We start from the raw sequence: 12,850 nt of genomic DNA, 5'->3' as shown, positions 1-12,850 counted from the left end.
TTATACTGCCGGCCCTCGGACCTATCGCTATTCCCTGTAACCGGAGCCCACCTCGCATGACCCAGGATCAACTCAAACAGGCCGTTGCCCAGGCCGCCGTCGATTTCATCCTTCCGAAACTCGACGACAAAAGCGTCGTGGGCGTGGGCACCGGCTCTACCGCCAATTGCTTCATCGACGCACTGGCCCTGCACAAAGGCGCGTTCGACGGCGCAGTCGCAAGCTCCGACGCAACGGCTGCGCGCCTCAAGGGCTACGGCATTCCGGTGTATGAGCTGAACACGGTCAGCGACCTGGAGTTTTACGTCGACGGCGCTGACGAAAGTGACGAGCACCTGAACCTGATCAAAGGCGGCGGCGCAGCCCTGACCCGCGAGAAGATCGTTGCCGCCGTGGCCAAAACCTTCATCTGCATCGCTGACGCCAGCAAGCTGGTGCCGGTGCTGGGCGCGTTCCCCCTGCCGGTGGAAGTGATCCCGATGGCCCGCAGCCACGTGGCCCGCGAACTGGTGAAGCTGGGCGGCGACCCGGTTTACCGCGAAGGCGTGCTGACGGACAACGGCAACATCATCCTCGATGTGCACAACATGAACATCACCAACCCGGCGGAAGTGGAAGCGCAGATCAACAACATCGTCGGCGTCGTCACCAACGGCCTGTTCGCCGCGCGCCCGGCGGATCTGCTGCTGCTGGGCACTCAAGAAGGCGTGAAAACCCTCAAGCGCTAATGATTGCGGGGCAAGGCGAATCCTAGCGCAGATGCCTTGCCCTCAGCGTTTCTTGAACACGTAAAACAGATTCGGCTCGCTCACGACGTACAACGTGCCGTCGTCCCCCATGGCGATGCCCTCGGCCTGGGGCACGCTTTTGCTCAGGCCCATGCTGCCCTTGGTCAGCGACACGTTGGCGACCGGCCGGCCTTCAGTGTCCAGCTCAAGAATCTGCCGCGACTCATCCGACAGCGCCAGCAAATGCCCGCTTCGTTCATCGAACTGCAGGCTGGAAAGGTCGCGCACGAACAGGCCCGCATCCCGCTGTTTGCTGGACGTCACTTCAAGAATGTTTGGAGAATGGGTTCCCGCGTCAGGAAAGCCGCGCACTTCGATGATCTGCACCGGTCGGCGTTCTTTGGCGACGAACAGGCGACGCCCCTGATTATCGTAAGCCAGCCCTTCGAAGCCGTTGTTGCCGCCGGCGTCGATGCCCAGAGTCAACTGTTCGGCATCGGCGGCGTCGAGGAATGTCGTGTCGTCATCCACGTGAACCTTGATCAGCCGCTGACTGTGCTCGTCGCTGATGACGTAGATACCGGGGCTGATGTACTCGACCGCTTCGGCGTCCCCGAACCCGGTCAGGGGAATTCGTCTGAGAATCCGCCCTTCCAGGCTCAACTCGACCAGCTCGGGATTTTTGTTGGTCACGGTGAAAAGGGTTTTGCGCTGCGGATCGAAGCTGAGCGCCGAGACATTGGCCTTCAGGCCGTCGATGGCCCGCGCCTCAATCTCGACCTCATAGGCGTCGAGGCCCAGCGCTTGAGCGTCGCTGGATTGCCAGAACACGTACCAGTTGAACCAGAGCCGCTCGATGACCCGGTATTCGCGCGCCACGAAAAAGGACGCGGTCAGTATCAACAAGACAAGTAACGTGAGCGCGACGCTCTGGAACGGGGTGACACGACGCATGCAGGGGGCTCGACTTCAGTGGGGCGACTTTAATAGCACCGTATTCTGAAGCCAAACTGAAAGCCATGTGACATCTCGTTTCGACTTTTTGGGGCCATGAGAAGCCCCGACAGACGTTCCAGGCGAAGCCGGCAGAGGCTTACTGCCGCTTGAAGGTGTAAAACAGGTTGGGCTCGCTGACCATGTAAATGGTGCCGTTCTCGTCCATCGCCACCCCTTCGGCGCGCGGGATGGTTTCGCTCAGGCCATTGAAACCGCGCAGCAGGGTCATGAAGCTGACCTGATTACCCTTGCCGTCCAGCTCCAGCAACATATGCGACTCGGCGGACAGCACCAGCAAATGCCCGGTCTTCTGGTCCGCGTACAGGGACGACAGATTGCGCACGATCAGGTTGTCGTTGATCAGCTTGCGCTTCTCGCCCTTCACTTCGCTGCTGCCATCGGCTTTCCAGCTGTACAACGCAGGCGGACGCTCTTCGCCAAACAGGAACTGCTGATCCCGAGGGTCCCAGGCGATGCCTTCGAAGGCTTTGTTCTGATCCTTCGACGGACCGAGATCGTACTTGGGGAAGTCGGCGATGTTCAGGGTTTTGGTGTCAGGGGTGACGTGGACGATGGTCATCAGGTGCTGACGCTCATCGACGATGGCAATCAGCCCGTCGCCCAGAACGGCAACACCCTCGGGGTTGCCCCAGCCTTCAAGCGGGATCTTGCGAATGACATCGCCGGTCAGCGTGATCTCGGAAAGGAAAGGATTTTTGCCCATCACCGAGTACAGGGTTTTGGTCGACGGATCGTAGGACAGGTCCGAGGCCTCGTCCTTTTCCATGCCGGCCAGTGGCTTGGCGTCGATGTCGACCTTGTAATCCGGCAGCCAGATGCCCGCCGCGCGCTCGGCCGGCGTGACGTTGCGCTCGCGCAGCCACAACATGCCGCGATCGTCCCAGTGCCAGGCGTAGGACAGACCGGCCAAAATCACCAGCGCGGCGATGAGCAACCACCACCAACGGAAACTCAGACGACTTTCGCGGTATGCCATTAGCGCACGTCGCTTTCGAAACGGCTCTGGCCTGTCAGCTCCAGCACGATCTCATCGCCGACGTTGAATGGACCTACGCCTGCCGGCGTGCCGGTCATGATCAGGTCACCGGCCTGCAGAGAGAACTGCGACGCCATGTGCTGGATCATCGGCACGATCGGGTTGAGCATGTGGCTGCTGTTGCCGTCCTGGCGGACTTCGCCGTTGATGGTCAGGCGGATGGCGATGTCGGTCAGATCGGGATAAGCGTCAGCGGAGACGAACGGGGCAATGACCGCCGCGCCGTCGAAAGACTTGGCGATTTCCCACGGCAGGCCTTTCTCTTTCAGTTTCGACTGCACGTCGCGCAGCGTCAGGTCCAGGCCCGGGGCGAAGCCGGATATCGCGTCGAGGACTTCTTCGCGGCTTGGGTTCTTGCTCAGCGGCTTGCCGATCAGCACGACGATCTCGGCTTCGTAGTGCACCGAACCCCGGTCCTGAGGAATGCTGAAGCCACCCTCGATCCCGACCACGCAGCTGCCCGGCTTGATGAACAGCAGCGGCTCGGTCGGCACCGGGTTGTCCAGCTCCTTGGCGTGCTCGGCGTAATTGCGGCCGATGCAGACGACTTTACCCAGCGGAAAGTGAACCTTGGTGCCGTCGACGTACTTGTGCTGATAGCTCATGAGCGCTCCTGAAATGCTTGTTGTGTCAGTCGACATTTCATATCTGACCGACCGAGTTCGCCAGCAAGCCGGCTCCTACAGATTTGCGCCCTGCCGAAACCATCAAACGGCGTGAGGCGCATCGCGATGTTATTCGACAGTGAACGCCGCTTTACACCGCGAAGATTTTGCCGGGGTTCATGATGCCGTTCGGGTCGAATACCGCTTTGACGGCTTTCATGTATTCGATCTCCACCGGCGAGCGGCTGTAGTGCAGGTAGTCACGCTTGGTCATACCGACGCCGTGTTCTGCGGAGATTGAGCCGTTGTACTTCTGCACGATCTCGAACACCCACTTGTTCACCGTCGCGCACTTGGCAAAGAACTCGTCCTTGCTCAGGTTTTCCGGCTTGAGGATGTTCAGGTGCAGGTTGCCGTCGCCGATATGGCCGAACCAGACGATTTCGAAATCCGGGTAATGCTGGCCAACGATCGCGTCCACTTCAGCGAGAAACGCCGGGACCTTCGAAACGGTGACCGAGATGTCGTTCTTGTACGGCGTGAAGTGGGAGATGGTTTCAGAAATGTATTCGCGCAGTTTCCACAGGTTCTGCAGTTGCTGTTCGCTCTGGCTCATCACGCCATCCAGCACCCAGCCCTGCTCAACACAGTGCTCAAAGGTTTCCAGCGCGTGGTTGGCCACCTCTTCGGTGGTCGCTTCAAATTCCAGCAGCGCGTAGAACGGGCATTCGGTTTCGAACGGGGACGGCACGTCACCGCGCGCCATGACCTTGGCCAGCGCCTTGTCCGAGAAGAACTCGAATGCGGTCAGGTCCAGCTTGCTCTGGAACGCGTGCAGCACCGGCATGATGGCGTTGAAATCGGTGGTACCGAGAACCATCGCGGTGAGGTTTTTCGGCGCGCGGTCCAGGCGCATGGTCGCTTCGACCACAAACCCCAGCGTGCCTTCGGCGCCAATGAACAGCTGACGCATGTCGTAGCCGGTGGCGTTTTTGATGAGGTCTTTGTTCAGTTCGAGCAGGTCGCCCTTGCCGGTGACCACCTTGAGCCCCGCGACCCAGTTACGGGTCATGCCATAGCGAATCACTTTGATCCCGCCGGCGTTGGTGCCGATGTTGCCGCCGATATTGCTGGAGCCAGACGAGGCGAAGTCCACCGGGTAATACAGGCCGTTTTCTTCGGCGAGATTCTGCAGCTGCTTGGTGACCACGCCAGGCTGGCAGATGGCAGTGCGATCCGTCAGGTTGAGTTCGAGCACCTGATTCATGTAATCGAAGTTGACGACCACCTCACCATTGGCGGCAACGGCGGCCGCGGACAACCCGGTGCGGCCGCCCGAAGGGACCAGCGCAACCTTGCGGTCGTTGGCCCAGCGGACGATCGCCTGCACCTGTTCGGTGGTCTTGGGGAAGACGATGGCGGTGGGCGCCGGGGCGAAATGTTTGGTCCAGTCCTTGCCGTAGGTTTCGAGGGAATCGGCGTCGGTCAGGACCTTGCCGGGCTCAACCAGGGTCTTCAGCTCATCTATCAGCGCAGGATGGGTCATCAACAGAACTCTCGAACAATTCATGGTCATCCTGAGAACGGCTCACGTCCAGGAATGGGATGTTTCGCGGGGTGCATATGCTAGCATACGCCCCCCGCCAATCGAGCTTTCGGCCGATTTGCGCGCGCTTCACTTACTGCCATTTCTCTCCGGAACACAGGTTTACGCAGATGAGCAAGACTTCCCTCGACAAGAGCAAGATCAAGTTCCTTCTTCTCGAAGGCGTCCACCAGTCCGCGGTCGACGTCCTCAAGGCCGCCGGTTACACCAGCATCGAGTACCACACCAAGTCTCTGCCGGAAGCCGAACTGAAGGAAAAGATTGCCGACGCTCATTTCATCGGTATTCGTTCCCGCACCCAACTGACTGAAGAACTGTTCGACAGCGCCAAGAAACTGGTCGCGGTCGGCTGTTTCTGCATCGGTACCAATCAGGTTGACCTGAACGCAGCCCGCGAACGCGGCATCGCTGTGTTCAATGCCCCTTACTCCAACACCCGTTCGGTGGCGGAGCTGGTGCTGGCCGAGGCCATCCTGCTGCTGCGCGGTATCCCGGAGAAGAACGCTTCCTGCCATCGCGGTGGCTGGATCAAGAGCGCGGCCAATTCGTTCGAGATTCGTGGCAAGAAGCTCGGCATCATCGGCTACGGCTCGATCGGCACTCAGCTGTCGGTCCTGGCTGAAGGCCTGGGCATGCAGGTGTACTTCTACGACACCCTGACCAAGCTGCCGCTGGGCAACGCCACTCAGGTATCCAGCCTCAACGAGCTGCTGGGCATGGCTGATATCGTCACCCTACACGTTCCGGAAACCAACGAAACCCAGTGGATGATCGGCGAGAAAGAAATTCGCACGATGAAGAAGGGCGCCATCCTGATCAACGCGGCACGCGGCACGGTGGTCGAACTCGACGCACTGGCTGACGCGATCAAGGATCAGCACCTGATCGGCGCGGCCATCGACGTGTTCCCGGTCGAGCCCCGCTCCAACGACGACGTGTTCGAAAGCCCGCTGCGCGGCCTGGACAACGTGATCCTGACCCCGCACATCGGCGGCTCGACCGCTGAGGCCCAGGCCAACATCGGTCTGGAAGTGGCAGAGAAACTGGTCAAGTACAGCGACAACGGTACGTCGGTTTCTTCCGTCAACTTCCCGGAAGTGGCCCTGCCGGCTCACCCTGGCAAGCACCGCCTGCTGCACATTCACGAGAACATTCCGGGCGTGCTGATGGAGATCAACAAGGTCTTCGCTGAAAACGGCATCAACATCTCCGGTCAGTTCCTGCAGACCAACGAGAAAGTGGGTTACGTGGTGATCGACGTCGACGCCGAGTACTCCGATCTGGCGCAAGAGAAACTGCAGCACATCAAAGGCACCATTCGTAGCCGCGTTTTGTTCTAAATCGCTGGTTTCAGGTTGATAAAAAAGGAGACCTTCGGGTCTCCTTTTTTTGTGCGCTGCGCATTCGCCCCTTCATTCGCGGTGAGTCATCCAACATGGGTGGCACAGACAGATCGCGTTCGCGGGCGAGCGCGCTCCTACACCTGGATTGCGGCGACACACGCCTATGCGGCGTACCTCAATCCGTAGGAGCCGGCTTGCTGGCGAAGGTTTTTTCATGCGCCATTGATGCATCTGGCCTGACGCCTTCGCCAGCAAGCCGGCTCCTACGAATCTCACGCCAGCCATCGGACGGCGGAGTCCACGCCATCTATGGCATCTGCGGATGCGCGATGCGCGATGCGCGATACGCGATACGCGTTATTTCACCGTGATGGTGATCTTCTGCGACTCGACCGGCGGGTTCAGGGGAACGTGGTTCTTGTCGCCAACCAGCAGTTGCAGGGTGTGCTGACCCGGTGTGAGATTCAGCTCGGTTTCAGTCTGGCCCTTGCCGAAGTGACGGATGTTGTCGGTGGTCGGCAGCGGCGCGGTCATGTCGGGCTGATCCTTGACGTCGATCAGCAGGTGATGATGGCCTGTGTCCGGAACGTCAACGCCGGCCGGGGCAACGCCCATGCCCTTGAGGCCGAACTGCACCTTGAATGCGCCGTTGACGGTCGCGCCGTCCTTCGGCGAGATGATGTAAACCTCGGCGCCCGCCGGCGATGCCGTGCGAGGGATGTCGGCGGCCTGGGCGAGGAAGCTCGCCCCCAGCAGCAGTCCGGTCAGGGCAGTTCTCGCGAATAACGTCTTCATGATCTCTCCGTTTTTATCGATGTGCGATTGGCGGGTTCGGGGATTGAAGCCTCTTCATCCCGACAGCCAACCGCTCAGGAACGACCTTTACCTTAGCTGCGGTTGGACGCGAAGTATTTCGCTGAGTGGCTGGATGTAGAAGATTTCATGTTGGGCGGATGCAGACGGACAGCAAGCCAGTTACAACTCGAACGGCTCGTTCCCGCGCCGTCTGAACCATCCGGTCAGCGACAGCCGCTCGCGGGTCGAGGGCATGACTTCGTGTGGCATGTCGCCGGAGAGAAACACCACAAGGCAGCCGCCGGTGGGTTGCACGTCATACTCGACACCGTCCTTGAGGTACATCCTCAGTTGGCCGCCGTGCTCCGGCAACCAGCCGTCGTTTAGATAAACAACCGCCGAGACCATGCGTTTGTCGTCATCGCGAAAGCGGTCCACGTGCTTGAGGTAGAAGGCCCCCGGCGGATAGAGCGCGAAGTGGCTTTCGTAATCCTCAAGACCCAGAAACAGGCCTCGGTTCAGCGCCTGACGCAGGCTCTCCATCAGGTCCAGATAGCGATCGCACGGCTCGGCCTGCCCCGCTTCCAGCCACTGAATGTGATCGCCGCGAATCCCCTCGCGAACCTCCTGCGCCGGCCCGCGCCCCACCGCAGCAGGTGCGAGCTCGCCCTGAACGGCACGCGTGCGGCATTCAAGCGCCAGTTCGCGGGTCAGGGTGTCGGGCAGGAAGATGTTCTGCTGCGACCAGCCACGCTCGGCCAGGTCGTCGACGATTCGCAACAGCAGCGGGTGATCAGGGGATATGCGCATGGCGCGCATAGTATCCATACGCCGATTAATCCGACAGGGCCTGCAGTACGGCGAATGAGGAATATTTTTGCGGGTTTGATTACGCCCGGCGGTTTCGCCCGACTGCTGATCGAACCCAAGGTTTTTAGCGGGGTCTGGCAAGTGTTAACTCGACAAATCCCCGCTGCCCCACCGAGAATGGCGGCCTGCCGACAGGAGTCTCTAATGCGCCGTCTGTTTTTCCTGCTGTTGATGTTCTGCACTTTGCCCGCTTGGGCAGACGGCCACGATCAGCTGTACACGCTCGCCGGCTGGCCGGAACAACGCGCTCATTTTGTCGATGCCTTGAAAGCCGCTCAGCAGCGTTACCGCAACAGCCTTCCGCCCGCTGTATTCGACGCTCTGGTGAGCAACAGCAATCAGCGTTTCGCGCCGCAGGCGATGGATCAGCGCGGGGAGCAAATGCTGCGCCAGACGCTGCAGGACCCGAACCCTGCGCTGCAGTTTTTCCAGTCGCCTCTGGGTCGCAAGATCGTCAATGCCGAACTCACTGCGACGCGCCCGGATCAACTGGCCAAAAACGCCCAAGGCCTGCCGCACATCCAGGCCGACGACAACCGTCTGCTGATCATCGGGCACCTGGCCAACGCCCTCCCCGCCAAGGAAGCCGGCGCCGAGGTCAGCATGGCCATTGCGGGCGTCGCCGCCGACAGCCTGAGCTCGATGATTCCAGGCCTGATGGGCGGCGGCACGACCCAGGCGATGCTCGACAGTCAGCGTCAGCGGCTGATGGGGCAGATTGGCAAGGACGTGAACAACACATTGCTTTATGTGTACCGGGACCTGTCGGACGGCGAGCTAGACGAATTCGCGACCTTCGCCGAGTCCAACGAAGGCAAAGCCTATTACAAGGCAGCACTGGCCGCTGTTCGCGCGGGATTGGCGGTCGGGCAGAACGTAAAGTAGCTGTTATCGCTGCTCCAGGAAGCGTATGAGCGTGGCTTGTCCCGCGATCGGACGGGAACCGGCCGCAAGTTCGTAAACCCATCATCCTGACATGCCGTAATCACCGCAGCTGCTACCGCTGCGCGGCAGATCGCGGGACAAGCCACGCTCCTACAGAATGGATAGCCCCTACCCCATTCGCTCCGTCAGAAACTCAAAAAACCGCGCGCGCAGCTCGGGTGACTCGTTGACCAGATGGTGCCGCGCTTCGTGCAGCATGAAGATCTGCAGCTCAGCGAACTTGTCCTTGAGCACCGGCAGATTGTGTTTCCAGTCCACGGTCATGTCCGACTCGCCCTGCACGATGAGCGGGCTGCGGCGGCTTCGCGGTGCACGTTCGATGCGCTCGATCCATTTGGCCAACGCGCCCACCCATACCGTCGGCAGGTGTCGTGGCTGCAACGGATCCGCCAGCAAGAAAGGCAGAAAGGTCGGGGCGTTTGAGTTTTCGCTGAAACGCCGGTCGATGGCTTTGACGAAGCCGCGCAGCAGGTAATAGCTGAGTTTCGACAAGGCCCAGCCACGCGGCCGCACCAGCGGCGCCAGGAGGATGATCTGGCCCTGCGCCGGGCTGGCGTCGCCGTGATGCAGCACGTGGTCGATGACAATCGCGCCACCGGTGCTTTGCCCGCACAGGTGCCACGGCTTGGGCAGGTTGAGGCTATCGGCTTCGACTAACAGTCGATCCAGCACCGCCTGATATTCCGCAAAGTCAGTAATGCTTGCCCGCGCCCCACTGGACAATCCATGGCCAGGCAGGTCGCAGGCAATCACCGCCAGCCCGAGCCCCAGCGCCCAGTCGATGACGTGACGATACAACCCGACGTGATCGTAAAACCCGTGCATCAGCACCAGCGTGCCGACGGGGTGCTCGGGCTTCCAGAGCTGCGTGACGATGTCGTAACCGCCCACTTCAACGCGCCCGATCCGGCTACTGATCGAGCCATTCGGGCCGAGCGCGTTCAAACCGTAGAAACGCTGATAAGCCTGCGCCTCTTCAGATGGCGCTTGCGACACGCTTAGCGGCAACAGCTCAGCACGCAGGTGGTCGGGATCGAACGTGTCGGACATCAGAATTCCAGATGAGGGTGTGTGGGAAGCGGCCGCACGGAAGTGTCATCTGTCCGCTGCGGCGTGGCAAGTTACGCGGCCTAAATCCATGGGCGGTCCGTCTACCCAGTCGCGAGACAAATCTGTAGCCTGCAAAACCTTCACGATTCTCATTTGAGCCCCCGGATGAAACGCAGCCTTTACGTCGTCGTCGCAGTGTTGGTGCTCATCGGGGGCGCGGGCGCCTGGTACATCCACAGCAAGCAGCCGCTCCGCGATGGCGAGATGAGCCTCACCGGGCTGCAGGCCCCGGTCACCGTACGTTACGACGAGCGGGGCGTGCCGCATATTCGTGCCGACAACCAGGACGATTTGTACCGCGCTCTGGGCTATGTCCACGCCCAGGACCGCCTGTTCCAGATGGAAATCCTGCGCAGGCTGGCGCGCGGCGAGCTGGCTGAAGTACTCGGCCCCAAGCTGGTCAACACCGACAGGCTGTTCCGCAGCCTGCGCATCCGCGAGCACGCCGATGCCTACGTCGCCCGCCAGGACAAAAACACGCCGGCGTGGAGGGCGCTTCAAGCGTATCTGGACGGCATCAATCAATATCAGGCGACGCATCCCAAACCCATCGAGTTCGACGTGCTGGGCATTCGTGAGCGACCGTTCACGGCGCAAGACACCCTCAGCGTTGGCGGGTATCTGGCCTACAGCTTTGCTGCCGCGTTTCGCACCGAGCCATTGATGACCTATGTGCGGGATCAACTGGGCCCGGAGTACCTGAAAGTCTTCGACATGGGCTGGCAGCCGCAAGGGGGCCTTGGCCAGTCCCCTGCATTGACGAGCAACGACTGGAAAGGCCTCAATGACCTGGCACTGCTCAGCCAGCAGGCGCTTGAGAAGGCCGGCCTGCCGCAGTTCGAGGGCAGCAATGCCTGGGCGGTGTCCGGCAGCCGTACCCAGAGTGGCAAACCGCTGCTGGCGGGTGATCCGCACATTCGTTTTTCGGTGCCGGCAGTCTGGTACGAAGCCCAGCTGACCGCGCCGGGTTTCGAGCTGTACGGGCATTTTCAGGCCCTCAACCCCTTCGCACTGCTCGGCCACAACCTGGATTTCGGCTGGAGCCTGACCATGTTCCAGAACGATGATCTGGACCTGATCGGTGAAAAGACAAATCCCGATAATCCCGATCAAGTCTGGTACCACGGCGCCTGGGTGGACATGACGTCACGTACCGAGCAGATCGAGGTCAAGGGCGAATCCCCCGTCACAATCACCTTGCGGCAGTCACCCCACGGCCCGATAGTCAATGACGCGCTGGGCCCCAGTGGTGCACAGCAGCCGAGCGACACGCCGATTGCGATGTGGTGGTCGTTCCTTGAATCGGACAATCCGATTCTGCAGGGCTTTTACGAAGCCAACCGCGCCGACACGCTGGAGAAGATGCGCAGCGCCGCCGAGAAGATTCAGTCGCCGGGGCTGAACATCATTTACGCCAACGCCAAGGGCGATATCGGCTGGTGGGCTGCGGCGCAACTGCCGAAGCGGCCTGCGGGGGTGAATCCGACGTTCATTCTCGATGGCAGCTCCGAGCAGGCTGACAAGAACGGCTTCTACCCCTTCACTGCTAACCCGCAGGAAGAAAACCCGGCGCGGGGTTATATCGTCTCGGCGAACTTCCAGCCGGTGTCGCCTACTGGGATGGAGATACCGGGCTACTACAACCTCGCCGAGCGCGGTCGCCAGTTGGATCGCCAGTTGAGCGACGACAAGGTGAAATGGAATCTGGAGAGCAGCAAGGCGCTGCAGCTCGGCACTCGAACGGATTACGCCGCACAGATTCTTACTCCGCTGATTCCGGTGCTGCGCCGGGTGGTCAGCGAGCCGGAGGAGCACGACTTGCTTGAGCGCCTGGCGGCGTGGAACGGTGACTACTCCGTGGATTCGGTGGGGGCGACGCTGTTCAATCAGTTTCTGTTCAACCTGACCGATCAGGTTTTCCATGACGAGCTGAGCGACGGGATGTTCACCACGCTGCTGTCGACACGACTCATTGACCTGGCGCTGCCGCGACTGGCCGCCGACGCGAACTCACCATGGTGGAACAATCGACATTCTCGGGAACCCGAAAGTCGCGACAACACGGTGAAGGTCGCGTGGCATGCGGCGGTCTCGCACCTCAAATCGCTGTACGGGCAGAACCCGGATGAGTGGACATGGGGCAAGGCGCACACGCTGACCCACGAACATCCGCTGGGCAAACAGCCGCCGCTGGACATGCTTTTCAATGTCGGGCCATTCGCGGCGCCCGGTACCCATGAGGTGCCGAACAACCTGTCAGCGAGCATGGGCCCCGCGCCGTGGCCGGTGACGTACGGGCCATCGACACGCCGCCTCATCGATTTCGCCGACCCGGCCCACGCCCTGGGGATCAATCCGGTGGGCCAGAGCGGCGTGCTGTTCGACAAGCACTACGCCGATCAGGCGCAGCGCTACATTAACGGCGAGTACGTGCCAGAGCGGTTCAGCGAAGGGGATGTGGCGGGGAACAGCAAGGAAGTGTTGAAGCTGGTGCCGGGGCGGTAACCCCGGCAGATCCTATTGATGATCGTCCCCACGCTCCGCGTGGGGATGCCGCCCGGGACGCGGAGCGTCAGGAGATGCATTCCCACGCAGAGCGTGGGAACGATCAACGGCCGGTATCACTCCGGTAGGAGCCGGCTTGCTGGCGAATGCATTGGACCAGACACCGCAACGGTGAATGATCAACCGCGTTCGCCAGCAAGCCGGCTCCTACAGAGGAATGCATCCGTCCAGTGAGATCATGCAGTGAGAGTGAACTCGACTGTGGGACCGGCTTTAGCCGGGAAGGCGTC

General features: G+C 60.9%; 11 protein-coding genes. 4 read left to right on the top strand and 7 right to left on the bottom strand.

From position 1 onward, the window contains the following. Positions 1–56: 56 nt before the first annotated feature. Positions 57–728, top strand: coding sequence for a ribose-5-phosphate isomerase RpiA (gene rpiA / locus ACQKEN_RS01660; protein ID WP_427683187.1), 672 nt, complete (start codon positions 57–59; stop codon positions 726–728). Positions 729–770: 42 nt separating this feature from the next. Here the strand turns inward: rpiA and ACQKEN_RS01655 are convergent, their stop codons facing one another. From ACQKEN_RS01655 to ACQKEN_RS01640, 4 genes are all read right to left on the bottom strand, one after another. Next, positions 771–1,682 (bottom strand): SdiA-regulated domain-containing protein, encoded by a 912-nt coding sequence (locus ACQKEN_RS01655; RefSeq protein ID WP_427683186.1) that lies wholly within the window; start codon positions 1,680–1,682, stop codon positions 771–773. A 139-nt stretch (positions 1,683–1,821) separates the two neighbouring features. Then, positions 1,822–2,721, bottom strand: coding sequence for an SdiA-regulated domain-containing protein (locus ACQKEN_RS01650; protein WP_427683184.1), 900 nt, complete (start codon positions 2,719–2,721; stop codon positions 1,822–1,824). Next, positions 2,721–3,386, bottom strand: coding sequence for a fumarylacetoacetate hydrolase family protein (locus ACQKEN_RS01645; RefSeq protein ID WP_265387495.1), 666 nt, complete (start codon positions 3,384–3,386; stop codon positions 2,721–2,723). The genes ACQKEN_RS01650 and ACQKEN_RS01645 overlap by 1 nt, the downstream gene beginning before the upstream one ends. Positions 3,387–3,537: 151 nt before the next feature. Then, positions 3,538–4,932, bottom strand: coding sequence for an FAD-binding oxidoreductase (locus ACQKEN_RS01640; protein WP_178086290.1), 1,395 nt, complete (start codon positions 4,930–4,932; stop codon positions 3,538–3,540). Between the two features lie 170 nt (positions 4,933–5,102). Here ACQKEN_RS01640 and serA point away from each other — a divergent pair, with 170 nt between their 5' ends. After that, positions 5,103–6,332: a phosphoglycerate dehydrogenase gene (serA, locus tag ACQKEN_RS01635; protein ID WP_192171263.1), complete on the top strand. Its 1,230-nt coding sequence runs from the start codon at positions 5,103–5,105 to the stop codon at positions 6,330–6,332. Between the two features lie 360 nt (positions 6,333–6,692). Here the strand turns inward: serA and ACQKEN_RS01630 are convergent, their stop codons facing one another. Next, positions 6,693–7,130, bottom strand: a complete 438-nt coding sequence (locus tag ACQKEN_RS01630; protein ID WP_282369831.1) for a DUF4399 domain-containing protein — start codon at positions 7,128–7,130, stop codon at positions 6,693–6,695. Positions 7,131–7,310: 180 nt separating this feature from the next. Further along, positions 7,311–7,949: a 2OG-Fe(II) oxygenase gene (locus ACQKEN_RS01625; RefSeq protein WP_065987352.1), complete on the bottom strand. Its 639-nt coding sequence runs from the start codon at positions 7,947–7,949 to the stop codon at positions 7,311–7,313. A 195-nt stretch (positions 7,950–8,144) separates the two neighbouring features. Between ACQKEN_RS01625 and ACQKEN_RS01620 the strand changes: the two genes are divergently transcribed. After that, on the top strand, positions 8,145–8,885 hold the full coding sequence (locus tag ACQKEN_RS01620; RefSeq protein WP_427683181.1) for a DUF2059 domain-containing protein: 741 nt from the start codon (positions 8,145–8,147) through the stop codon (positions 8,883–8,885). Between the two features lie 168 nt (positions 8,886–9,053). Here ACQKEN_RS01620 and ACQKEN_RS01615 read toward each other — a convergent pair whose 3' ends face one another. Further along, a complete protein-coding gene (locus ACQKEN_RS01615; RefSeq protein WP_427683179.1) occupies positions 9,054–9,995 on the bottom strand; it encodes an alpha/beta hydrolase in 942 nt (313 codons plus the stop codon). Positions 9,996–10,160: 165 nt separating this feature from the next. Between ACQKEN_RS01615 and ACQKEN_RS01610 the strand changes: the two genes are divergently transcribed. Next, entirely contained in the window at positions 10,161–12,560 is a 2,400-nt protein-coding gene (locus tag ACQKEN_RS01610; protein ID WP_427683177.1) for a penicillin acylase family protein, read from the top strand. Positions 12,561–12,850 lie beyond the last annotated feature (290 nt).

Origin of the sequence: Pseudomonas sp. NPDC078416, from assembly GCF_050268485.1 — a bacterium.
GTDB lineage: Bacteria > Pseudomonadota > Gammaproteobacteria > Pseudomonadales > Pseudomonadaceae > Aquipseudomonas.
Note: the sequence above shows the minus strand (reverse complement) of the source record. Positions and strands in the feature narration are given on the sequence as shown.